Source organism: Aurantimonas sp. E1-2-R+4 (genome assembly GCF_036549515.1).
In the GTDB taxonomy this organism is placed as follows: domain Bacteria; phylum Pseudomonadota; class Alphaproteobacteria; order Rhizobiales; family Rhizobiaceae; genus Aurantimonas; species Aurantimonas coralicida_A.
On the sequence record NZ_JAZHLK010000060.1, the window covers coordinates 1 to 21,781 of the forward strand.

The following is a 21,781-nucleotide window of genomic DNA, read 5'->3' on the forward strand; positions in this document are numbered from 1 at the left end:
GCCCATCAGCGCCAAAATGCCGAAAAGTTCATTGCCCCTGCATCGAGGGCCGCGTAACGTTCAACCCGGCATCGCCGCTCAACGAAGTTCAACAAACTTCGGGACATCCCCCATCGAGCTCGCCCGCGACTTCGCGCAATCGGAATTCGTCGACCAGGGCATGATCGCCGACCTCAATGTGCATTGGGATATCGGCGAGGACGGCACGCCAAAACCCCATGCCCATGTCATGCTCACCATGCGCTCGGTGGATGAGGACGGTTTCGGCCAGAAGGTCCGCGACTGGAATGCTACCCAGATGGTCGAGCGCTGGCGGGAGCGTTGGGCGGAACTCGCCAATGAACGGTTGGTCGAACTCGATATCGACGCACGCATCGATCATCGCAGCCTTGAAGCGCAGGGCATCGGGCTTGAGCCGCAAAGCCAGATCGGCGCACCCGCGCAGCGCATCGAGACACATCGTGTCGAGACACGTCGTGTCAAAGGCGAAGGGATCGAGGCGGCCGCCACCGTTGCGGATCGGGCCGAGATGCACCGGCAGATCGCCCGCGACAATGGCCAACGCATCATCGCCGATCCATCCCTCGCATTGGATGCGATCACGCATCAGCAATCGACCTTCACGCGGCGCGAGATGGCGCGGTTCGCGCATCGGCACAGCGACGGCATCGATCAGTTCAATGCGGTGACACTTGCCATAGGAAACGCCCCCGATCTGGTCGAACTGGGCAAGGACCGACGCGGCGAGGACCGGTTCACCACCCGCGACATGATCGAAGCCGAACAGCGCCTGCACCGTGCCGCCGAACTCATGGCCGGGGCCGAACGTCATGAGGTCGATGACAGGTACACAGTGGCCGCACTGGCGCATGCCGAACAGCGCGGCCTTGTCCTCTCCGACGAACAGGCCGGTGCGCTGGCCCATATCACCGACGGGCGCGATCTCGGTATCGTTATCGGCCATGCCGGGACGGGAAAGAGCGCGATGCTGGGCGTCGCGCGGGAAGCCTGGGAGGCATCGGGCTATGACGTTCGCGGCATCGCTCTGTCCGGCATCGCGGCGGAAGCCCTCCAGAGCGGATCGGGCATCGCATCGCGCACCATCGCCAGCATGGAACATGGCTGGCGGAACGGCCGCGATCTGCTCACCAGCGGTGACGTGCTGGTGATCGATGAGGCCGGCATGGTCGGCACGCGCCAGATGGAGCGCGTGCTGTCCCATGCCGCCGACGCCGGCGCGAAGATCGTCCTGGTCGGCGATCCGCGGCAATTGCAATCGATCGAAGCGGGCGCAGCGTTCCGCTCGATCCACGAACGCCACGGCGGCGCGGAGATCGGCGAGGTGCGCCGCCAGCGCGAGGACTGGCAGCGCGACGCCACGCGCGATCTGGCGACCGGCAGAACCGGCAATGCGATCCATGCCTATGACAGTCATGACATGGTGCATGAAGCCCAAACGCGGGAACAGGCGCGCGACGATCTGATCGACCGCTGGGACCGCGACCGGCAGGCCGAACCAGATCGCAGCCGCATGATCCTCACCCATACCAATGCCGAGGTGCGCGCCCTCAATGACGGTGCGCGGGAGCGAATGCGGGACGCGGGCGATCTGGGTGAGGATGTGCGCGTCGCCGTCGAACGTGGCGCGCGCAGCTTCGCCCGTGGAGACCGCATCATGTTCCTGCAGAACGAACGCGGCCTTGGCGTGAAGAATGGCACGCTCGGGACCATCGAAGAGGTCAGCGCGCAGAGCATGTCCGTGCACGCCGATGACGGACGCAGTATCTCATTCGACCTCAAGGATTACGACCGCATCGACCACGGCTATGCCGCGACCATCCACAAGGCGCAGGGCATGACGGTGGATCGGACGCATTTGCTGGCGACACCGGGTATGGACGCCCACGGCAGCTATGTAGCACTGTCCCGGCACCGCGACGGCATGGAGCTGCATTACGGCCGCGACGATTTTGCCAGCCAGGACAAACTTGTCCGCACCCTGTCGCGCGACCGGGCCAAGGACATGGCATCCGACTACGAGCAGATCGACCCGGCGCGGAATTACGCCGAACGGCGCGGCATCACCTTCCGCGCCCGTGTTGCCGAGATCGTGCGTCAGGTCGTGCCGGAAAAGGTGCGTGGCATGTTCGACGGTATGCGCTTGCCCGCCGATGGCGGACAGGGGCCGGAACGGGCAGCGCCGTCGCCGGGCGCTGGCGAAGCGCAGGGGCCGATACGGGAAAGCGCTGCGGCAAAGGTCCGGCGAACGCCGGATACGCAGGAAAGAGGCGTGGCGGCGGACCCGGAGGCGGCGCTGCGCAAGGCTCGCACGCGGGCGCTCGTCCGTCATGCCCGCGCGGTGGACGCGATATTCGGCGCCGAAGATGCGGGCGGCAGAGGCAGTCCTACGCAGGTGCGCGAACTGACGGACGCCCGCAAGGCCTTCGAGGGCGTGCGGCCTCATGGCTGGCGGGATGCGGAAGCAGCCTACGTGAAAGAGCCGGGCCTCGCCCGAGAGGCAGGTGCAGGCAGGGTCAACCGCGCCATCCGGGCGCTCCAGCTCGAAACCGAAATCCGCACCGATCCCAGCCGCCGCGCCGACCGCTTTGTCGAGCGCTGGCAGAAGCTCGACCGCGCCAGCCAGCATCAATACCAGGCGGGCGACATGGCGGGCTACAAAGCCACCCGGTCGGCAATGGGCGACATGGCCAAGAGCCTCGAACGCGATCCGCAACTGGAATCCCTGCTCGCCAACCGCAAGGCCGCGCTCGGCATCGACGTGGAGGCTGGCCGCCGACTCGGTGCGGCCCTCGCCCTCTCTCACGGTCTCGACCTCGGGAGAGGAAGGGGGATCGGGATATGAGAACCGTCCTATGTGCCGCCGTTTCCATCCGGCGCCGCGACGGTTACCCGAACCCTCTTGCGCCCCAGCAAGGGCATGACCTGATTGGACAAAGAGCCGTCAGAAACCGCCAGCCGGAGGCATCGCATCCATGCCCGCATCAGACCGTATCGTCCGCCTTAACACCGTCCTCGCCCGGACGGGCCTATCCCGTTCTACCATCTATCGAAAGATCGCTGAGAGTACTTTCCCCTCCCAGATCAGAATCAGCATCAACGGAGCCGGTTGGCGGGAGTCCGATATTGATCGCTGGGTTGCCGATCCCGTATCGTGGAGGCCGGGAGCAGGAGGCCGGTGATGGCCGATGACGAGCGGCGCTTCGGTAGAGAGAGACCGGCAAACGACAATCGCGCGCCGGCCGGTCAGGATACGGAGGGCGATGCCGAAGCTCTCGAGCGGCTGGACACGGTGGTGCTATCGATCGCTCGGCTGATCGGCAGGCGGATGGCGCGCGAGGACTACGAGAAAGCCATGCGTGCCGCCAATGACAATTCGCCGCCCGACGCGGGCGACGATGGCGGAGACGACAAGGCATGAACGGACCGTCGCAATGATATACGCACCGAGGCGGCCTATTCCCTTCCCCTGCACCGCAACACATGATATGCATGAGGTATATCAATGGAGAGTGCGATGCGAGCCCTTGTCGATATGAATGATGCGCAGATCGAAGCCCTCGATAGCCTTGCCAAGCGGGTGCGCCAATCCCGTGCCGCACTTATCCGGGCGGCGATAGACGATTATCTTGGTCGCCATCACCGCGAACAGGTCGAGGACGGCTTCGGCCTGTGGGGCAAGCGCAACGTCGATGGTCTGGCCTATCAGGAAAAGGCGCGTAGCGAATGGTAGGCGCGCTTTTCGATACCAATATCCTCATCGACCACCTGAACGCGATCCCGCAGGCCCGTGAGGAAATCGAGCGCTTTGAAAACCGGGCCATCAGTATCATCACTTGGATGGAGGTCATGGTGGGGGCGAACGCCGATCTGGTCGAACCGACCCAGCGCTTTCTCGAGGGTTTCAATGTCATCGCCCTGGACGATGAGATTGCCAACCGCGCGGTGGAATTGCGGCGTGCGCATCGCATCAAGCTACCCGACGCGGTGATCTGGGCCACAGCGCAGACTGCCGGACGCCTGCTTGTGACCCGTAACACCAAGGATTTTTCATCCGACGATCCGGGGGTGCGCGAACCCTATACCCTGTAGGGGAACGCGCCCAGCCCGAACCACAGGAGGCCACCATGTCCCGCGCAGCCCTTTACGCCCGCTATTCATCCGACAACCAGAGCAAGGCGTCCATCGAGGACCAGTTTCGCCTGTGTCGGGAACATGCGCAGCGGGAGCGATGGGAAATTGTCGGCTACTACGAGGATGCGGCCATATCGGGATCGAGCACGATCCTGCGACCGGGCATCCAGAGGCTCATGCGCGATGCGCAGCACGGCGAGTTCAACATCCTGCTGGCCGAGGCACTGGATCGGATCAGCCGCGATCAGGCTGATGTCGCCACGCTCTACAAGCAGTTGAAGTTCGCGGGCGTCATCATCGTGACGCTGGCCGAAGGCGACATCAGCGAGCTTCATGTCGGCCTGAAAGGCACGATGAACGCCCTGTTTCTGAAAGACCTCGCCATGAAGACCCATCGCGGACTGCGCGGGCGGGTCGAGAAGGGCAAGGCGGGCGGCGGCCTCTGCTATGGCTACAGGGTGGTGAAGAAGCTCGACGCAAACGGCGAGCCGGTCCGGGGCGACCGCGAGATCGTCCCGGAAGAAGCGGAGATCGTGCGGCGCGTCTTGCGCGAGTTTGCAGCGGGCAAACCCCCGAAGGCCATTGCCGTTGACCTGAACAAGGAGGACATTCCAGGCCCGCTCGGACGGGCATGGGGCGATACCAGCATTCGGGGTCACCGCACACGCGGCACCGGCATCGTCAACAACGAGCTTTATGCGGGCGTTCTTGTCTGGAACCGCCAGCGCTTTGTCAAAGACCCAAGCACAGGCAAGCGTGTCTCGCGACCGAACCCAGAATCTGAATGGATCAGGGCCGAGGTTCCGCATCTTCGGATCGTAGATGATGCACTTTGGAACGCAGTGCGCGAGCGGCAAAAGCAGATTGCCGAAATTTTCGGGCCGAACCCGGCTAACACGCGCGAGGGCAGGGCAAAGCGTCTGCACCTGGCGAACCGGCCTGTTTCTCTCCTTTCCGGCCTTCTGACTTGCAGTTGCTGCAGCGGGAAGATTGGCATTATTCTCTCCGACCGGCTCGGTTGCCTGAATCATCAACGGCGCGGCACCTGCACCAACAACCGCACCATCTTGCGCAAGAAGCTGGAGGCGCGGGTGCTGGCCGGGTTGCAGGACAGGCTGGTTTCGGCCGAGGCGGTCGAGGAGGCCGTGCGTGCCTATGTCGAGGAAACCAACCGGCTGAACCATCAGCGCCGTGCCCAGCACGAAACCGACCGCCGCGCGTTGGCGAAGATCGGGCGCGCCATTGCCGGGATCATCTCGGCCGTTGAGGACGGTATGTATCAACCGTCGATGAAGGCGCGGATGGACGAATTGGAACGGCAGAAGACCGAGATCACCGCCCGCATGGCGGAAGCCCCTGCCGATGTGCCGGATGTTCATCCCAATATCGCGTCGAACTACCGCCGCAACGTCGCGCGCTTCGCCGAAGCCCTGAACGATCCCGATGGGGGCAGGCAGGCCGCGGAGGCGCTGCGCTCATTGATTGGCGAGGTGATCGTTACCCCCGGAGAGAAGCGGGGCGAGGTCCATGCCGAGCTACGCGGCGAGTTGATGGGTATCCTTGGCGTTGCCAAGGCCGAGGAAGGAAAGCCGCCGGGCATCCCTTTTATGACAGCGGTTGAAGCCAGCCCCCGCAACCAAAAAACAAACGCATTCTCAGTGATTTAAAAGGCGTCCTCCGGGGCGCCTTTTTGCGTTCGCGCGCACCTTAGCAAGCGCGCAAGGTTGCCCGCTGCCAGCAGAAATCCGACGCCATGATCATCGACGAGGACGCACAAGCGCGACGAGCGTTCGACCTGAAACCTGCGACCCGGTGCAGGAGGTCACGGTGCAGATGGCCCGCCGGAGCGGCACACGACATCGGTACCCGGTTCCGCCGGCCGTAAGCATGGTTTAGGACTACATCGTTCCGCCGCGAGCGGCAGTTCGTTCCGATGGGACGGATTGGCGTCCACTTCCTCCTTCCTGTCTTGCCCCGACGGCGAGATCGTTCCTCGTACCTTGTCCGATATGACCGTATTCCGCACGATGAAGAGAACCGCACGCCGCCGGACACCGCATGCCGGCGACGGCTTTGGCCCGCCCGACCGCGGCACTTCCGCGAACGGATGTCGATGAGCGCGATACGCGATCGGCTGGCCAAAGCCCTGGAGCCTCTCGCTCCGAAGCGCTTTGCCTATGCGCGCTTCGCGCTGGCGCTCGGGATCGGGCTTCTCGGCGCCGTCGTCTTCCTGCGTCTGTCGCTGCCGCTGCCCTGGATGCTCGGGCCGCTGGCAGCGTGCCTCCTCGCCTCGCTCCTGCGAATGCCGGTTACCGCGCCCACAATCCTGCGACCTCCCATGACCATGCTCGTCGGGGTGCTGCTGGGAGCAGGCTTTACGCCGGGTATGGTGACCGGGATAGCGGATTGGCTGCCGAGCCTCCTCGGCCTGATGGTCTTCCTCTTCGTCGCGGCGGCGGCCTGCGTGACCTATTTCTACCGCGTCGCCGGTTTCGATCTGTCGACCGCCTATTTCGCCGGCATGCCCGGCGGCCTGATCGAGATGGTGACGCTCGGCCAAGCCAAGGGCGGCGATCCGCGGATCATCGCCCTGATCCATTCCAGCCGCATCATGCTGATCGTCTTCTCGCTGCCGTTCGTCCTCGACGTAGTGACCGGCGAACAGGTGATCACACGACCGACGACCGGGCTGTCCATCTTCGACGCGCCATGGACGGTGGAAGCATGGCTGGTTGTGACCGGGCTCGTCGGGATCGTCCTGGGACGAATACTGCGACTGCCCGCGCCCTATCTGATGGGGCCGATGCTGGTCAGCGGCGCGGTGCATTTGACCGGGATCACGGAGTTCCGCCCGCCCTACGAGCTGGTGGCGGCCGCGCAGTTGGTGCTCGGCACCGCCCTCGGCTGCCGGTTTGCCGGAACCCGGCTGACCGAACTCGCGCGGATTCTTGGGCTCGCACTGGGATCGACCGCCATCTTGCTGTCGATCACGCTCGGCTTTTCGCTGGGATTGAACCGGCTGATCGGTTTGCCGGTCCTCGACCTGCTGCTGGCCTATTCCCCCGGCGGCCTGACCGAAACGAGCCTGATCGCGCTGGCCCTCCATGTCGAGGTGGCTTTTGTCGCGACCCATCACGTCACCAGGGTTTTCCTGGTGATGACCACGGCGGGTCTGGTGTTCCGCCTGGTTGACAAATTTCGCGGCCCGAGCTGACGGCAAGGCTCATCCCGCACGCGCTGCAAAAGGGAGCACCGGTGCGCATGGCTGGGCGAACGGCTCGTTCCGCGCCAGACTGGCGGCTACGATTCGACAACGAGACGATAACGGGAAAGATCTCGCCATGACGCCCTTCCTCTTCAACACCACGCCGTCGATCGTGTTCGAGCCGGGCGCGGCCAGGCGGCTCGGGCCAATCGCGGCGAAAACGCTTGGCGCGCGCGTGTTGCTGGTCACCGACCCGGGCCTTCGCGCGCTCGGCCTGTGCGACCCGGCGATCGCCTCGCTGGCCGAGTCCGGCGCTGCCGTCACAATCTTCGACGATGTCGCGGCCGATCCCAAGCTGTCGATTCTGGAGGCAGCGACCGACGCCGCCCGATCGACGGAGGCAACCGGAATCCTCGGCTTCGGCGGCGGCTCGTCCCTCGACGTCGCCAAGCTCGTCGCGCTCATCGCCGGCTCCGGCGAGGACCTCGACGACGCCTGGGGCGTCGGCAACGCCAAGGGCCCGAGGCTGCCGCTGGTGCTGGTGCCGACCACCGCAGGCACCGGCTCGGAGGTCACCCCGGTCTCGATCATCACCGTCGGCGAGGAGGAAAAGCGCGGCGTTTCCTCGGCGCTGATCCTGCCGGACATCGCGGTGCTCGACGCCGAACTGACCCTCGGCCTGCCGCCGGCGATCACCGCCGCCACCGGCGTCGACGCCATGGTCCACGCGATCGAGGCCTATGCGTCGAAGAACGCCAACAACAACCCGTTGTCGAAGATGCTGGCGCGCGAAGCCTTGCGTTTGCTCGGCGCGAATATCGAAGCGGTGATCGCCGAACCGGCCAATGTCGCGGCGCGCGGCGCCATGCTGCTCGGCTCGATGCTCGCCGGCCAGGCCTTCGCCAATTCGCCGGTCGCCGCCGTCCATGCCCTCGCCTACCCGATCGGCGGGACCTTCCACATCCCGCACGGCCTGTCGAATGCGCTGGTGCTGCCGCATGTTTTGCGCTTCAACGCCCCGGACGCGGCGCATCTTTACGCCGAGATCGCGGCGGACGCCTTTCCGACTCTGGAACGCGAGGAAAGCACGCAAGGCCGCTGCGCCGCCTTCGTGGAGGAACTCGCCGCGCTGTCGAAGCGCCTCGGCCTGCCGCCGCGGCTGCGCGATGTCGGGATCGGCGAGGAACACCTCGCCAAGATGGCGGCCGACGCGATGAAGCAGCAGCGCCTCTTGGTCAACAATCCCCGCGAGGTCTTGGAAGCCGACGCGCTGTCGATCTACCGGTCGGCCTGGTAAGGCGACGGCGGTTCGTCAGCCGCCGGGCCAGGTGTCGGACAACCGATATCCGCCGGGCCACGGATCGGACGGGTCGAGCATCAGTTGCGTCGTTCCGGTGATCCAGGCCCGCCCGGCGATCGACGGAACGATGGCCGGCCGTTCACCCACCATCGTCAGGCTCTCGATGCGGCAATGGAATTGCGATCCGGTGACCGACTCCCCGACAAAGGCGTCTCCCTCCTGCATCGCGCCACGCGCGTTGAGCACCGCCATGCGAGCGGAACAGCCGGTTCCGGTCGGCGATCGGTCGAGCTTGCCGGGGCGGATCGCCACCGTGTTGCGCCCCGTGAGGATGCCGTTCTCCCGCGTCACCGGTTCGGTGAACTGGCAGAAGGAGATGTGGTCCCACTCTCCGTTCTGGGGATGCCGGAAGCCAAGCTGCTCGTTGGCGGCGCGGGTGATCCTCATGCCCGCGTCGGCCAGCGCCGCCGCGTTCGCCGGGCTGATCTCGAGGCCGGCCTCGGCGGCGTCGACGAGAACGAAGCTGTCGCCGCCATAGGCCGTATCGACGGTCAACGTGCCCAGCCCCTCGACCTCAAGCTCGACGCCGAGGCGGCAGGCGAAAGACGGCACGTTGGTGACCGTGATGCGCTCCGCCTTGCCATCCTTGCAATCAGCGGCGATCTCCACCAGCCCGCCCGGCGCTTCCAGCCGGAAGCGGGTGACGGGTTCGCGCATCGGCACGATCCCGCTGTCGAGAAGAACTGTGGCAACGCAGATCGCGTTACTCCCCGACATCGGCGGCGTATCGGCCGGCTCCATGATGATGAAACCCATCGCGGCCTCGGGGTGCTTCGGCGGCACCAGCAGATTGACATGGCGGAAGACGCCGCCCCTCGGCTCGTTGAGGACGAAGTTGCGCAATTCGCCATCGGCGGCGATGTAGCGGGATTGCTCCCAGAGCGTGTTGCCCGGCGGCGGCGCCACGCCGCCGACGATGACATCGCCGACCTCGCCTTCCGCGTGGCAGCCGACGATATGGACGAGTTTGGAGCTGCGCATGCGTCTAGCGCCCGACGTTCAGACAGGGCTCGCCCAGCACGTCCCAGCGCGGGGTCACGCCAAGGCCCGGCTCGTCCGACGCGCGCATGGTCCCATTCTCCCGTATCGGCGCCCCGTCAGCGATCGAGACGGTACCGTAGGAGTTGAAGTCGGTCGCCGAGAAGGTGAATTCGGCGGGCGTCGACTGCGCCAGATGGGCAATGGTGGCCGTGACGATGTCGCCGCCCCAGGTATCCTCGATCGTCATCGGCGTTCCGCTGGCAATGCAAAGGTCGCGCATCAGCCGCGCCTTGGTCAGGCCGCCGACCTTCGATATCTTCAAATTGACGATGTCCATGGCGTCGTCGGCCAGGGCGCGCTGCAGCGTCGCGACGCTATCGATGACCTCGTCGAGGACGAAGGGAAGCGGGGTGCGCCGGCGCACCGACAGACACTCGTCATAGGTCGGGCAAGGCTGTTCGATCACCACATCGAGGTCTCGCACCGCCAGCACCACACGCGCCGCCTCGGCCCGGGTCCAGCCGGTATTGGCGTCGGCGACCAGAACCTCCCCGTCCTGAAGGACCGAACGGGTCGCGCGAATGCGGGCAATGTCCGCATCGGCGTCGCCGCCGACCTTGAGCTGGAACTTGCGATAGCCTTCCGCCCGGTAGCCCTCGATATTCGCCGCCATCTCCGCTGAGGCCCGCTGGCTGATGGCGCGATACAGCGCGACGCGCTCCTGCGCCTTGCCGCCCAGCAGCTTCCAAACCGGCAGGCCGGACACCTTGCCGAGGATATCCCAGCAGGCGATGTCGAGCGGCGCCTTGATGTAGGGATGGCCACGCAAAACCCGATCCATATAGGCGTTGAGGACGCCAAGGTCGGTCGGATCGAGGCCCAGCATCTGCGGCACGAGCTCGGCCAGCCCCGCGCGCACACCGGCGGCGAAGGCCGGCAGATAGGCCGAGCCGAGCGGGCAGCATTCGGCGTAGCCGGTGATGCCCGCATCCGTTTCGACCGCGACGACCGTGCTGTCGAATATCTCGACGAAATGGCCGCTCGCCCAGGTGTAGCGTCCCTCCTTCAACGGAAGGTCGACCTGCCACGCCTTGATGCCGGTGATCTTCATGCGGAACCTCTCATTCGCTGAACTCAGACGACCTGGAATCCCGTCGCAAAGGGATCGCGGTCGTCGATGAAGATGGTGTTGAGACCGGTCATCCTCGCCCAGCCGGCCACCGACGGGATGATCGCCGGCAGGTCGCCGACCCGCGCGCGATCCTCGACGCGGCCGCGAAACAGCGAGCCGATGATGCTTTCATGGACGAAGTCGTCGCCCGGCTCCAGCCGGCCCTTTGCGACCCATTGCGCCATCCGGGCCGAGGTGCCGGTGCCGCAGGGACTGCGGTCGATCGCCTTGTCGCCGTAGAAGACGGCGTTGCGGGCGGTCGCCTCCGGCCGGGTGGGCTTGCCGGTCCACAAAATATGGCTGAGACCGTTGATTTCCGGCTTTTCCGGATGGACGAATGGGTAGGCGTCGTTAAGGGCCTGGCGGAGCGCGCCGGACATCTCCACGAGCTGCCCGGCCGAGAACGCCGCCATGTCATCGAAATTTTCCTGGCTGTCCACGATCGCGTAGAAATTGCCGCCATAGGCAACGTCGACGGTGAGCCGGCCGAGATGCGGGCTTTCCACCTCCAGTCCCTCGCGGAAGAGGAACGCCGGGACATTCGTCAATCGAACCTCGGCGACATATCCATCCACCTCGGTATAGGTCGCGACGACGAGCCCGGCCGGCGTGTCGAGCCGGACCACGCCCGGGTCGCGCGGACGGATCAGGCCGTTTTCGAGGCCCATCGTCACCGTGCCGATCGTGCCGTGGCCACACATGGCGAGACATCCGGATGTCTCGATGAAGAGGATCGCCGTATCGCAATCCGGCCGCGTCGGCGGATAGAGGATCGCACCCGACATCATGTCGTGACCACGCGGCTCGAACATCAGGCCGGTGCGAATCCAGTCGTATTCGCGCAGGAAGTGGGCGCGCTTCTCGATCATGGTGCTGCCGACCAGCGCCGGCCCGCCGCCGGCGACAAGCCGAACCGGGTTGCCGCAGGTATGACCGTCTATGCAGAAGAAGGTGTGACGTGCCATCGAGAGACCTCCGGAAATCTGCAGCTAGAAGCGGTCGGGCCGGAACGGCGCGACATCAATCGCCGTCGGGCGGCGAGCGACGAGATCGGATATGAGGCGGCCCGTCGCCGCCGATTGCGTCAGACCGAGATGGCCGTGCCCGAACGCGTAGAAGACAGCGGGGGCGCGCGGCGAGCGCCCGATCACCGGCAGGGAATCGGGAAGCGACGGCCGGTAGCCCATCCATTTTTTTCCGCCCGTCGTATCGAGGGCCGGCAGGAAGGCCTTGGCCTTGGCCAGCATGACGTCGGCCCGGCGCATGTTCGGCGGCAGGTGCAGCCCGCCGAACTCCACCGCCCCGCCGACGCGGATGCCGGAGGAGAGCCGGGTCACCACGAAGCCGTGGCCGCCGAAGGTCAGATGGCGCTGAAGGTCGAACGCGCCGGACGGCAACGTCGTGTTATAGCCCCGCTCGGTATCGAGAGGGATCTTGTCGCCGACCGAGGTCGCGAGGCTTTTCGACCATGCCCCCGCCGCGATCACCACTTGCCGCGCGCGGATCTTTTCCCCGCTGACACAGCGCAGAACGACACCGTCCTCCCCCGGCTCGACCGCCGTCACCTCGCCGGTCCGAAATAAAACGCCGCGTTCCCGCAACTTGTCGGCGAACGCCACGGCAAAATCGTAGGGGTCGGTGACCGACTGCCACTCGGGCAGGAAGGTCCCGTGCGAAAAGCGGCGGTCCAGCCCAGGCTGCAATTCGTCGATCGCGTCTCTGCCCACATGCTCGAAGCGGATGCCTACCCGGCCGCGCGCGTCCCAATTCGGGCGCGCGGCATCCCGTTCGGCCTCGCTTTCGTAGAGTTCGAGGGCGCCGTCGCTGACCAGCATATGCGACAGCAACGCCTCCGCGACGTGACGCTGCATCTCGCTCCGGGCGAGTGTCATGAGCGCGACCTGCGCCGCCATCGAGCGTGCCGCCGCGGCGGGAAAACTCGCCCGCCAGAAGCGGAAGAGCCAGGGGGCGATCGGCAACAGGTAACCCGGTCGGATCGTCAGCGGTCCGGCCGGGTCGAGGAGCCAGCGGGGCGCCTTTCGCATGATGCCGGGCGAGGCCAGCGGCAGCACGTCCGAATAGGCCAATGCGCCGGCATTGCCGCGGCTCGCGCCGCAGGCGACGCCTTCCCGATCGACGAGTGTCACCGTCAGGCCGTCCCGCACGAGCGCATGGGCGATGGAAATTCCGACAATGCCAGAACCGACAATGGCGACGTCGACCCTGTGATCTGGCGACGGGTTCATCCGAGACCGACCTCAGGCGAAAGATGGAAGTTGCGGGCGGGTCGCGAGAGCGTCGGCGATCACCTTCTCCACCCGCTGACGCTCGGCGCCTTGGAGCGGCTGACGAGGCGCGCGGACCCGGTCGTTCGACTGGATGGCGTGAACTTCCGCGAGTTTGATGTTCTGAACGAGGTAGCGCGACACGTCGAGATCGAGCAGCGGTCGGAACCAGCGATAGATGCTGAGCGCCTCTTTGGCGCGCCCCGCCTTCACCAGCCGGTAGATTGCGACCGTTTCGCGCGGAAACGCGACCACCAGGCCCGCCACCCAGCCGATCGCGCCGACCGACAGCGCCTCGAAGGCCAGATTGTCGACACCGGTGAAAACGTCGTAGCGGTCGCCGAGGCGATTGATGATTTCGGTCGTGCGGCGGATATCATCGCAGGATTCCTTGATCGCGACGAAGCGCGCGTCGGGCGCAAGGTCTTCCATCATATCCGGCGTCACGTCGACCTTGTAGGCAACCCGATTGGAGTAGATCATCGCCGGAAGATCTCCCGCCTGGACCACCGCCCGCAACGTGCCCAGCGTCTCCCGGCGATCGGTGAAATAGACAAGGCTCGGGACAATCATCAACCCGTCGGCGCCGGCCTTGGCGGCGGCCCTGGCGATATCGCAGGATTCGGCTGTGGAAGCGGCGGCGACCGTCATCAGCACCGGCTTGCCGTTCGCGGCCGATTTGGCGATCCGCAGAAGTTCGAGCTTCTCCGCCAGAGTCAGCATCGGCCCTTCGCCGAGCGACCCGCAGACGATCAGGCCATCACATCCGGCATCCATCTGGATGCCGAAGCAGCGCTCGTTCTCGGCGGGGTCGAGGTCGCCGTCCTCGCGGAACTTCGTGGTCGCGGCCGGCATTACTCCACACCACATTCTCGTTCTCCCGTCTAAACAGCTTTTGTCGGATAGGGCGTGGGTCGGCGGAGCGACACAGACCCGCATTTGCCATGAGCTTGGTGATTGTCCTGATTGGTATTTGTCGATGATCTACCGAAGAATGCGTAGGACGCCGGCGCTACTGTGCCAAGACCCATTTCGGCGAAACCGGGATATCATGCGCTCTTGGCTCGCCGGGGGTTGCATCCAACATTCAAATTTCTTAAATTCCATATCATGAATGTAGATGATTTGATTCAGGCTTCGGAAGAGGCGGCGGATCTGATGGGCAGCCTGTCGCATCCGCAACGGTTGCTCGTGCTCTGCGCACTGGCCGACGGGGAGAAGCCCGTGAGCCAGTTGCGCGAAGAGCTTGCGATCGACCAGGTGCGGATGTCGCAGCAACTCATGCGGCTGCGGGCCGATGGGCTGGTCGAGTCGCGCCGCGTGGGGACGACCGTCTACTACAAGATCGCTCGCAGCGAAATCTTGCTGGTCATCGAAGCCTTGCAAAAGGCTTTCTGCCCGGATGCTTCCGTCAAGCCAGGCTGTGCGGGCCGCGATCGCGGCGAGATCAAGGAAACATCGGCGGCTACCGTGAAGCCCCTGCCGCTCCCCCGGCGATCGCGGACGAAGTCTTGATGATCTCCGGAAAAGGTAGCGTCCCCGCGAGGAATGACGCCGGACGCTCGCTCGGCTGCCGCGTCCCGATCGTCGGGCGTGCGGCTGCGGCTCACGACACCATGCGTATCAACGCAAGAAATTCTTCCGCGCTGATTTTTCGCGGACTGCTTCAGCCCATTCTGAATCTGGAAAGGAAAGATAGCCAATGACGCTCACGCGACACAGCCCCTCCCGCGGCAAGGGAAGTCCCGACATCTGGGGCTTCTATGAGGAAGATACCGGCTCCATTCAGTATGTCTGCGCCGACCCGACCACGCGAAAAGCGGCGTTGATCGACGTCGTGTTGAACTTCGACCCGAGCGAGGCGCAGACATCGACCGACAGCGCCGACGAGATTCTCGCCCATGTGAAACGGGAAGGCCTGGAGGTCGAGTGGATACTCGACACCCATCCGCATGCCGATCACATGATGGCCTCGGCCTATCTGAAGGAGAAACTCGGCGCGCCAACCGCCATCGGGGCGAAGGTCAAGGAAATCGCCTCGCTCTGGGAAGGCCTCTACAACTTGCCAGGCGGCTTCGATCCCGAGCGGGACCTCGATGTCCTCTGGGACGACGGAGCGAGTTTCAAGATCGGCGAACTGGACGTCCGGGTGATGCTGTCGCCAGGCCATACACTCGGCTCGATCACCTATGTCGTCGCCGACGCCGCTTTCGTCCATGATACGCTGATGTACCCCGACAAGGGCTCGTCGCGCGCGGACTTTCCGGGCGGTTCGGCCAAGGATCTCTGGGGCTCGATCCAGGCAATTCTGGCGCTTCCCGGCGACACGCGCCTGTTTGTCGGCCATGACTATGGCTCGGACGAGCGCGACGGGCCGGCCTGGGAAGCCACCGTCGACGAGCACAAGCGCGGCAACGTCCACGTCAAGGACGGGACGTCCGAGAGCGCGTTCATCGAGACGCGCGAGAAGCGGGATCGCACACTCCCCCTCCCCGATCGGATGCTCCACGCCCTGCAGGTGAACTTGCGCGGTGGCCGGCTGCCGCCCGCCGAAGACGACGGCAACCACTATTTCAAGATTCCCGCGAACCGGTTCCAAGGAGGCAATTGATGGCCATGGGTATTAAAGACTTCATCGCCGCCGCAATGGCGACGGCAGGCTCTGTCTCGCCGCGCGACGCGCATGGCGCCGACGCCGTCATCCTGGATGTGCGCGAGGCCGGAGAACTCGCGCAGACCGGCCGCGTCGCCGGGTCTGTCCACGTTCCCCGTGGGTTTTTGGAAGCGCGCGCCGATCCCTCGGCCGAGACCGCCGATGCCGGATTGACCGCGGCGCTGGACAAGAACCAGCCGGTCTATGTGCTGTGCGCTTCTGGCGCTCGCGCGGCCATGGCAGCGAAGACGCTCACCGACATGGGCTACACCGCCAAGAGCATCGAGGGCGGCTTGAAAGGCTGGCGCGAATGCGGCCTGCCGGTCGAGACGCGCTGATACCTCTCTGAGTCCGTCAAGAACCAACAGGAGCGCCTGCCGAGCTGGTGGGCGCTCCACTGCCGCCGAAAGCTTGCCCGATGGCCCTCGACCTCTCCCAGTATCTGCTCGGCGCCTTTTCAGGCTCGCTCGTCGGCTTCACCCTCGGCTTGTTCGGCGGCGGCGGCTCGATCCTGGCGGTGCCGCTTCTGGTCTATCTCGTCGGCGTGCCCGGCGCGCATATGGCGATCGGCACCAGCGCCCTGGCGGTCGCCGCCAATGCCGCGGCGAACCTCATCAGCCACGCCCGTCATGGCAATGTGAAGTGGCGTTGCGCCGCGCTCTATAGCGGCGCCGGCGTCCTCGGCGCGCTCGGCGGCGCGGCCGTCGGCAAGGCCATCGACGGTCAGCAATTGCTGTTTCTGTTCGCCATCCTGATGCTCGTCGTCGGGGTCTTGATGTTCCGCCGCCGGGGCAGCACGGGCGATGCCGGCGCCGAGTGCAACCGCGAGAACGCGCCGAAAGTGCTGGGCTTCGGGGCCGTCACCGGCGCCTTCTCGGGTTTCTTCGGCATCGGCGGTGGTTTTCTGATCGTCCCGGGGCTGATCGCGTCCACCGGCATGCCGATCCTCAACGCGGTCGGCTCCTCGCTGGTCGCCGTCGCCGCTTTCGGCCTGGCCACCGCCTTGAGCTACGCCTTTTCCGGTTACGTGCTGTGGACGCTCGCCCTCGTCTTCATCGGCGGGGGGATCGCCGGGGGCCTGGTCGGCGCCACCGCCGCGCGAGGGCTCGCGGCGAAGAAGGGCGCGCTGAACATGGCCTTCGCCGGGCTGATCTTCGTTGTCGCCGTCTATATGCTCTACAAGAGCGCCATGACCTGGCTGGCTTAGAGTCGCGAGGCTCCGGCGTCGTCTTCGTCTGCGCGCCGCTTGGCGCAGAGCTTCGGCCTGATGATGCGGGCCGCCTCGGTGGCGGCCCATTTTCCAGATGCTTTGCAAGAAGAGGCGCTCTCATGGTCCCGGTCCGGCTATCGTATTATTCCGACATCCTGTGCATCTGGGCCTATGCCGCTCAGCGCCGCCTCGAAGCACTGGTGGAGAAATTCGGCGCCGACCTCGCGATCGACGCGCATTTCTGCCCTGTCTTTCCCGACGCCTGGGGCAAGATCGAGACAAGCTGGAAGCATCGTGACGGCTTTGAGGGCTTCAATCGGCACATCAACGAGGTTGCGCGGAAGTTTCCCCACATCGAGGTTCACGAGCGCCTGTGGCTCGAAACCCGGCCGCGAAGCTCCGCAAGCGCCCACCTGTTCGTCAAGGCTGTCGAACTGGTCGAAGCCGACGCGACGGGCGGCGAGGCCGAACAACTGCCTTATCTCGACCGGCTTTCCACACGCGCCAGTTGGGAGCTGCGCCGCGCCTTCTTCGCGTCTGCGAAGGATATTTCCGACTGGCAGGTCCACGAGGAGATCGCCGATCGTCTCGGCATCGACTACAGCAGCGTCGACCGCAAGATCCGATCCTCCGAAGCGCTGGCGCAGCTTGCCGCCGACGATCAGATGAGCCGCAAGAACGGCGCCGAGGGCAGCCCGACCTTCCTGCTCAACGAGGGTCGGCAAAAGCTGTTCGGCAATGTCGGCTACCGATTGCTCGAGGCGAATGTCCACGAACTGTTCCACAACACGACAGCCAACGAAGCCAGTTGGTGCTGAGACGCCGCCCGACTGGGACCGGCACCGCCCATGGATCGATGGCGCTTCGGACGGCGCGAGCGCGTTCGTCATCCCGGTAGAGTTTTTGCAGTAAGGGCTTGAGGGTACCGTCCCCCGCGGAGGCAACGATCTCACCGCCATAGCCGGAGGTGAACAGGACCTTCCAATCCGGACGCCGGCGCTTCGGTTCAATGCCTCGGTCTAATCTGCACTGAAGCAGCGCAGATCGTCCGCGTCCGCAACCGTCAAGCCGCAGCCTCGAACCGCCTCTGCCACTGACGAAACCAGGTCGGCGTTTGTGTCCGCCAGAGTGCCATCCGGCCGGAACAGGTTGTTCTCAAAACCGACCCGCGCGTGCCCTCCGAGGAGCGCCCCCGCCGTCACGCAGGCCGTTTCATGCTGCCCGAAGGCACAGACGCTCCAGTGTGCGAAGCGTGGCATTCCGGGTGCCAGGAACGGCAGAAGGTCCGCCGGCGTCGACGTCTGGCCGACGGTGTAGCGGCCGAACACGTAAAGGACGGGAATGCGATCGAAGGGAACGAGGCCTCGCCGCCACATGGCGTCGAGCCGCACCGCCTCCTCCGGCGCGTAGAGAATGATCTGGGGGGCGACGCCTTCGCGCTTCATCCAGGCGAGCAAGTCGGCGAACGCCGCTTCCTCGCTGTCGTCGAGCACGAGCTCGCGCAGCGCCAGCGATACCGCCTCGGGCTTGACCTCGCGCACCACGCTTCGCTGCTCGGCGGGCGTATAGATCCCCAGCGCTTCGCTGGTGATCTGAATCACCATGCGATCGCCCACAACCCCGTGAATAGCCGCGATGGCGTCGCGATAGGCGCCGGCGTCGAGGAGATGTGTCCCGTCGGGTTTTCGTACGTGCGCGTGGATCATCGCGGCGCCGGCCTCCAGGCATTCGGCTGCGGTGTGCGCCAGTTCCCGCGGCGTCAGAGGAATGGCCGGATGGTCGGCCTTGATGCGACGTCCGCCATTGGGAGCGACCGCGATGACGACGGGCTGCGGGAAAGAGACGGCTTCCATTGGGGCTACTCGCTTGGATGATGACCTGTTTGAATCTTTTTTATCATCATTGAAACACTTGTTGCAATAATTGTCGCTACGGCGTACAACTGACAACCATGGATCAGGGACCTCTTACCGAAGAGATCGTCAAGGCGTTCGGCGCGATGTCGCCGCAACTCCAGACGGCGGCGCGATACGTGCTCGACCACCCCAGCGATGTGGCCCTCCTGTCGATGCGGGAGCAGGCCCGGCAAGCCGGCGTCCAGCCCGCAACCATGACGCGCCTCGCCCAGCATCTGGGTATGGACGGGTTCGACGACATCCGGGAGAAATACGCCGCTGCCGTACGGGACGGGAACCTTGGCTTTGCCGGCAAGGCCGGGGCACAGGTCGCGGGCCAGAAGCTGCGGGGCGACAAGGCTCTCGCGGCCGAGATGCTGACGTCCATCGGGCGTCAGATCGAGGCGCTCCGGTCGCCGGACAATCTGGAACGCATCGCCGCCGCCGCCAAGGTGCTCGCCGCGGCACGTCGGGTCTACTGCCTCGGCTTGCGCTCCAGTCACGCGGTCGCCTGGCACTTTCATTACGTGCTGACACTGATCGGAGAGCGCTCGATCCAACTCGACGGGATCGCCGGCACCGGCGCCGACGCATTGGCCACCGCCACGGCGGAGGATGTCCTTCTCGTCACGAGCGTCCAGCCCTATACGCGCCAGACGGTCGAACTGGCCGAGCATGCCGCCCGGCGTGGCGTGAAAATCGTCGCGATCACCGACAGCGAAGTTGCCCCTCTTGCCCGGACCGCGACCTGCGTGATGGTCGTGCCGACGTCCAGCCCGTCCTTCTTCCACACCATGGCGCCGGCCTTCGTGATCGCCGAAATCCTCGCCGCGATCATGGCAGGCCATGACGACGACGCGGCTCTCGCGGGGCTGCGTCGGACCGACGAACACCTTGCGTCCCTCAACATCCACCTGAAGCCGAAGCAGGCGAAGAGACCGTCATGAGCCACATTCTCCACCGTGCGGCCAATGCCGTAATGCCCGTCGCCGTCGCGGGACGAGGCATCGAGCTGTTCGATCGCGACGGCAAGAGTTACATCGATGCTTCGGGGGGCGCGGCCGTCTCTTGCCTCGGCCATGGCCATCCTGACGTCATCGCCGCTCTGCACGAGCAACTCGACACGATCGCCTACGCCCATACCGGTTTCTTCACGACCGAGGTCGCCGAGCGTTTGGCCGATCGCCTCGTTGAGGACGCGCCGGACGGGCTCGACCACGTCTATCTCGTCAGCGGAGGCTCGGAAGCCGTCGAGGCGGCGCTCAAGATGGCGCGCCAGTATTTCGTGGAGAAGGGCGAGTCCAAGCGCCGCCATATCATCGCACGCAAGCAGAGCTACCATGGCAATACGCTCGGTGCCCTGGCGACGGGCGGCAATGAGTGGCGTCGGGCGCAGTTCCGCCCGCTTCTGATCGAAACCCACCACATCGACGCCTGCTACGCATACCGTCTGCGCGAAGACGGCGAGAGCGACGCCGACTACGCCGCCCGTTCCGCCCAGCAGCTCGAAGACAAGATCCTGGAACTCGGCGCCGACGAGGTCATCGCCTTCGTCGCCGAGACCGTGGTCGGCGCCACCGCCGGGGCCGTGCCGCCGGTCGGCGATTATTTCAAGCGCATCCGCGAGATATGCGACCGCTACGGCGTCCTTTTGATCCTCGACGAGGTCATGTGCGGCATGGGCCGCACCGGGACGCTACACGCCTGCGAGCAGGACGGCGTCGTGCCGGACCTGATGACCATCGCCAAGGGTCTCGGCGGTGGCTACCAGCCGGCCGGCGCGGTGCTTGTATCGGCACAGATCTTCGAGGCCTTTTCGAAGGGCTCCGGCTTCTTCCAGCACGGCCATACCTATATGGGCCATCCAATGGCCGCCGCCGCGGGCCTCGCCGTTCAGGACATCATCCGCCGCGACGGTCTCCTCGATAATGTCGTGGCCATGGGCGTGTGCCTGAACCGGCGTCTTGTCGAGCGGTTCGGCGATCACCATCACGTCGGCGACATCCGCGGGCGTGGCCTGTTCCAGGGCATCGAGCTGGTCCGCGACCGCTCGACCAAGGAGCCCTTCGACCCGAAGCTGAAGCTTCACGCCCATATCAAGCGCGAGGCGATGGCGCGTGGGCTGATGGTCTATCCGATGGGCGGCACGATCGATGGCGTGCGGGGCGATCATGTCCTCCTCGCGCCACCGTTCATTGTCGACGAAACCCAGATAGCAACGATCGTCGAGCGCCTCGGCGACGCCATCGATGCGGCTCTCGAAGGCCTGCCGGGCAACCTTACGCGGTAAGGAGAATATTGGCGATATTATACTTGACACACCACGGGCATTGATGCGATAACAGCATCAAGGAGTTAGACCCATGTCCGTTCTGTCCCGTCCCTACTTTCACGATGAAGCCGCCGCCTTCGCCCATGTCGAAAGCGTGTTGTGGCCGGAAGGCCCGAATTGCCCTCACTGCGGCAATGTCGGCAAGATCTACGAACTCAAGGATGTGACGGGCAAAACGGGCAAGGTCCGCCACGGCCTGCGCAAGTGCGCCGAATGCCGCAAGCAGTTCACGGTGCGCGTCGGCACCATCTTCGAGTCCTCGCATATCCCGCTACACAAGTGGTTGCAGGCGATCCATTTGATGACCTCCAGCAAGAAGGGCATCAGTTCCAACCATCTTCACCGCGTTCTGGAAATCACGCTCAAATCGGCGTGGTTCCTGTCGCACCGCATTCGTGAGGCGATGCGCTCAGGAGACTTTAGTCCGCATATTATACTTGCCATACCCACATCGATCGACTATATAGGAGTCACAAGGAGTTAGATCGATGTCCGTCCTTTCAGACCGCCACTTCCACGACGAAGCCGCCGCCTACC

21 protein-coding genes and 1 pseudogene are annotated in these 21,781 nt (G+C 65.0%); 16 read left to right on the forward strand and 6 right to left on the reverse strand.

Annotated features, from left to right (window positions below; translation table 11 throughout):
• Window positions 1-160: 160 nt before the first annotated feature.
• The 8 genes from traA to VQ045_RS19035 all read left to right on the forward strand — a co-directional run bounded on the left by traA (window position 161) and on the right by VQ045_RS19035 (window position 8,654).
• The gene (gene traA / locus VQ045_RS19000; protein WP_442879906.1) at window positions 161-2,863 is read left to right on the forward strand and encodes a Ti-type conjugative transfer relaxase TraA; all 2,703 of its coding nucleotides are present in this window, start codon (window positions 161-163) and stop codon (window positions 2,861-2,863) included.
• Between the two features lie 130 nt (window positions 2,864-2,993).
• Window positions 2,994-3,200 carry a helix-turn-helix transcriptional regulator gene (locus tag VQ045_RS19005; RefSeq protein WP_331831231.1) on the forward strand — a complete coding sequence of 69 codons (207 nt, stop codon included), beginning with the start codon at window positions 2,994-2,996 and terminating at the stop codon, window positions 3,198-3,200.
• A complete protein-coding gene (locus VQ045_RS19010; RefSeq protein WP_331831232.1) occupies window positions 3,200-3,439 on the forward strand; it encodes a hypothetical protein in 240 nt (79 codons plus the stop codon). The genes VQ045_RS19005 and VQ045_RS19010 overlap by 1 nt, the downstream gene beginning before the upstream one ends.
• Before the next feature lie 96 nt (window positions 3,440-3,535).
• Window positions 3,536-3,751 carry a CopG family transcriptional regulator gene (locus VQ045_RS19015; RefSeq protein WP_331831233.1) on the forward strand — a complete coding sequence of 72 codons (216 nt, stop codon included), beginning with the start codon at window positions 3,536-3,538 and terminating at the stop codon, window positions 3,749-3,751.
• Complete coding sequence (locus tag VQ045_RS19020; protein ID WP_331831234.1) at window positions 3,745-4,110, forward strand: type II toxin-antitoxin system VapC family toxin; 366 nt, start codon at window positions 3,745-3,747, stop codon at window positions 4,108-4,110. Before VQ045_RS19015 ends, VQ045_RS19020 begins: the two co-directional genes overlap by 7 nt.
• Before the next feature lie 35 nt (window positions 4,111-4,145).
• The gene (locus VQ045_RS19025; RefSeq protein ID WP_331831235.1) at window positions 4,146-5,819 is read left to right on the forward strand and encodes a recombinase family protein; all 1,674 of its coding nucleotides are present in this window, start codon (window positions 4,146-4,148) and stop codon (window positions 5,817-5,819) included.
• A 446-nt stretch (window positions 5,820-6,265) separates the two neighbouring features.
• Window positions 6,266-7,366: an AbrB family transcriptional regulator gene (locus VQ045_RS19030; RefSeq protein WP_331831236.1), complete on the forward strand. Its 1,101-nt coding sequence runs from the start codon at window positions 6,266-6,268 to the stop codon at window positions 7,364-7,366.
• 127 nt (window positions 7,367-7,493) lie between these two features.
• A complete protein-coding gene (locus VQ045_RS19035) occupies window positions 7,494-8,654 on the forward strand; it encodes an iron-containing alcohol dehydrogenase (RefSeq protein WP_331831237.1) in 1,161 nt (386 codons plus the stop codon).
• A 15-nt stretch (window positions 8,655-8,669) separates the two neighbouring features.
• On the opposite strand, the gene VQ045_RS19040 is transcribed toward VQ045_RS19035, so the two are convergent.
• The 5 genes from VQ045_RS19040 to VQ045_RS19060 are packed head-to-tail and all read right to left on the reverse strand — an operon-like array spanning window position 8,670 to window position 14,024.
• Window positions 8,670-9,698, reverse strand: a complete 1,029-nt coding sequence (locus tag VQ045_RS19040; RefSeq protein WP_331831238.1) for a trans-3-hydroxy-L-proline dehydratase — start codon at window positions 9,696-9,698, stop codon at window positions 8,670-8,672.
• A 4-nt stretch (window positions 9,699-9,702) separates the two neighbouring features.
• The gene (locus VQ045_RS19045) at window positions 9,703-10,809 is read right to left on the reverse strand and encodes a cis-3-hydroxy-L-proline dehydratase (protein WP_331831239.1); all 1,107 of its coding nucleotides are present in this window, start codon (window positions 10,807-10,809) and stop codon (window positions 9,703-9,705) included.
• A gap of 23 nt (window positions 10,810-10,832) precedes the next feature.
• A complete protein-coding gene (locus VQ045_RS19050) occupies window positions 10,833-11,834 on the reverse strand; it encodes a 4-hydroxyproline epimerase (protein WP_331831240.1) in 1,002 nt (333 codons plus the stop codon).
• A gap of 24 nt (window positions 11,835-11,858) precedes the next feature.
• The gene (locus tag VQ045_RS19055) at window positions 11,859-13,115 is read right to left on the reverse strand and encodes an NAD(P)/FAD-dependent oxidoreductase (RefSeq protein ID WP_331831241.1); all 1,257 of its coding nucleotides are present in this window, start codon (window positions 13,113-13,115) and stop codon (window positions 11,859-11,861) included.
• Between the two features lie 12 nt (window positions 13,116-13,127).
• Entirely contained in the window at window positions 13,128-14,024 is an 897-nt protein-coding gene (locus VQ045_RS19060; RefSeq protein ID WP_331831242.1) for a dihydrodipicolinate synthase family protein, read from the reverse strand.
• A gap of 204 nt (window positions 14,025-14,228) precedes the next feature.
• Here VQ045_RS19060 and VQ045_RS19065 point away from each other — a divergent pair, with 204 nt between their 5' ends.
• From VQ045_RS19065 to VQ045_RS19085, 5 genes are all read left to right on the forward strand, one after another.
• Window positions 14,229-14,669, forward strand: coding sequence for an ArsR/SmtB family transcription factor (locus VQ045_RS19065; protein ID WP_331831243.1), 441 nt, complete (start codon window positions 14,229-14,231; stop codon window positions 14,667-14,669).
• A gap of 187 nt (window positions 14,670-14,856) precedes the next feature.
• A complete protein-coding gene (locus VQ045_RS19070) occupies window positions 14,857-15,765 on the forward strand; it encodes an MBL fold metallo-hydrolase (RefSeq protein WP_331831244.1) in 909 nt (302 codons plus the stop codon).
• Complete coding sequence (locus VQ045_RS19075; protein WP_327622469.1) at window positions 15,765-16,145, forward strand: rhodanese-like domain-containing protein; 381 nt, start codon at window positions 15,765-15,767, stop codon at window positions 16,143-16,145. The genes VQ045_RS19070 and VQ045_RS19075 overlap by 1 nt, the downstream gene beginning before the upstream one ends.
• A gap of 80 nt (window positions 16,146-16,225) precedes the next feature.
• The gene (locus VQ045_RS19080; protein WP_331831245.1) at window positions 16,226-17,014 is read left to right on the forward strand and encodes a sulfite exporter TauE/SafE family protein; all 789 of its coding nucleotides are present in this window, start codon (window positions 16,226-16,228) and stop codon (window positions 17,012-17,014) included.
• A 122-nt stretch (window positions 17,015-17,136) separates the two neighbouring features.
• Window positions 17,137-17,835, forward strand: a complete 699-nt coding sequence (locus VQ045_RS19085) for a DsbA family oxidoreductase (protein ID WP_331831246.1) — start codon at window positions 17,137-17,139, stop codon at window positions 17,833-17,835.
• 201 nt (window positions 17,836-18,036) lie between these two features.
• On the opposite strand, the gene VQ045_RS19090 is transcribed toward VQ045_RS19085, so the two are convergent.
• A complete protein-coding gene (locus tag VQ045_RS19090; RefSeq protein WP_331831247.1) occupies window positions 18,037-18,870 on the reverse strand; it encodes a 3-keto-5-aminohexanoate cleavage protein in 834 nt (277 codons plus the stop codon).
• A 98-nt stretch (window positions 18,871-18,968) separates the two neighbouring features.
• Here VQ045_RS19090 and VQ045_RS19095 point away from each other — a divergent pair, with 98 nt between their 5' ends.
• The 3 genes and pseudogenes from VQ045_RS19095 to VQ045_RS19105 form a co-directional block, all read left to right on the forward strand.
• Window positions 18,969-19,859 carry a MurR/RpiR family transcriptional regulator gene (locus VQ045_RS19095; RefSeq protein WP_327648937.1) on the forward strand — a complete coding sequence of 297 codons (891 nt, stop codon included), beginning with the start codon at window positions 18,969-18,971 and terminating at the stop codon, window positions 19,857-19,859.
• On the forward strand, window positions 19,856-21,202 hold the full coding sequence (locus VQ045_RS19100; RefSeq protein WP_331831248.1) for an aspartate aminotransferase family protein: 1,347 nt from the start codon (window positions 19,856-19,858) through the stop codon (window positions 21,200-21,202). Before VQ045_RS19095 ends, VQ045_RS19100 begins: the two co-directional genes overlap by 4 nt.
• A gap of 73 nt (window positions 21,203-21,275) precedes the next feature.
• A pseudogene (locus VQ045_RS19105) lies at window positions 21,276-21,671 on the forward strand (transposase); the annotation flags it as partial.
• Window positions 21,672-21,781: the final 110 nt, after the last annotated feature.

Bases quoted from the DNA above. Each gene is read 5' to 3' on its own strand.
- VQ045_RS19095 (WP_327648937.1), top strand. From the start codon at position 18,969: ATGGATCAGGGACCTCTTACCGAAGAGATCGTCAAGGCGTTCGGCGCG.
- VQ045_RS19035 (WP_331831237.1), top strand. From the start codon at position 7,494: ATGACGCCCTTCCTCTTCAACACCACGCCGTCGATCGTGTTCGAGCCG.
- traA (WP_442879906.1), top strand. From the start codon at position 161: ATGATCGCCGACCTCAATGTGCATTGGGATATCGGCGAGGACGGCACG.
- VQ045_RS19020 (WP_331831234.1), top strand. From the start codon at position 3,745: ATGGTAGGCGCGCTTTTCGATACCAATATCCTCATCGACCACCTGAAC.
- VQ045_RS19005 (WP_331831231.1), top strand. From the start codon at position 2,994: ATGCCCGCATCAGACCGTATCGTCCGCCTTAACACCGTCCTCGCCCGG.
- VQ045_RS19100 (WP_331831248.1), top strand. From the start codon at position 19,856: ATGAGCCACATTCTCCACCGTGCGGCCAATGCCGTAATGCCCGTCGCC.
- VQ045_RS19060 (WP_331831242.1), bottom strand. From the start codon at position 14,024: ATGTGGTGTGGAGTAATGCCGGCCGCGACCACGAAGTTCCGCGAGGAC.
- VQ045_RS19010 (WP_331831232.1), top strand. From the start codon at position 3,200: ATGGCCGATGACGAGCGGCGCTTCGGTAGAGAGAGACCGGCAAACGAC.
- VQ045_RS19015 (WP_331831233.1), top strand. From the start codon at position 3,536: ATGCGAGCCCTTGTCGATATGAATGATGCGCAGATCGAAGCCCTCGAT.
- VQ045_RS19055 (WP_331831241.1), bottom strand. From the start codon at position 13,115: ATGAACCCGTCGCCAGATCACAGGGTCGACGTCGCCATTGTCGGTTCT.
- VQ045_RS19030 (WP_331831236.1), top strand. From the start codon at position 6,266: ATGAGCGCGATACGCGATCGGCTGGCCAAAGCCCTGGAGCCTCTCGCT.
- VQ045_RS19090 (WP_331831247.1), bottom strand. From the start codon at position 18,870: ATGGAAGCCGTCTCTTTCCCGCAGCCCGTCGTCATCGCGGTCGCTCCC.
- VQ045_RS19075 (WP_327622469.1), top strand. From the start codon at position 15,765: ATGGCCATGGGTATTAAAGACTTCATCGCCGCCGCAATGGCGACGGCA.
- VQ045_RS19050 (WP_331831240.1), bottom strand. From the start codon at position 11,834: ATGGCACGTCACACCTTCTTCTGCATAGACGGTCATACCTGCGGCAAC.
- VQ045_RS19045 (WP_331831239.1), bottom strand. From the start codon at position 10,809: ATGAAGATCACCGGCATCAAGGCGTGGCAGGTCGACCTTCCGTTGAAG.
- VQ045_RS19085 (WP_331831246.1), top strand. From the start codon at position 17,137: ATGGTCCCGGTCCGGCTATCGTATTATTCCGACATCCTGTGCATCTGG.
- VQ045_RS19080 (WP_331831245.1), top strand. From the start codon at position 16,226: ATGGCCCTCGACCTCTCCCAGTATCTGCTCGGCGCCTTTTCAGGCTCG.
- VQ045_RS19070 (WP_331831244.1), top strand. From the start codon at position 14,857: ATGACGCTCACGCGACACAGCCCCTCCCGCGGCAAGGGAAGTCCCGAC.
- VQ045_RS19040 (WP_331831238.1), bottom strand. From the start codon at position 9,698: ATGCGCAGCTCCAAACTCGTCCATATCGTCGGCTGCCACGCGGAAGGC.
- VQ045_RS19025 (WP_331831235.1), top strand. From the start codon at position 4,146: ATGTCCCGCGCAGCCCTTTACGCCCGCTATTCATCCGACAACCAGAGC.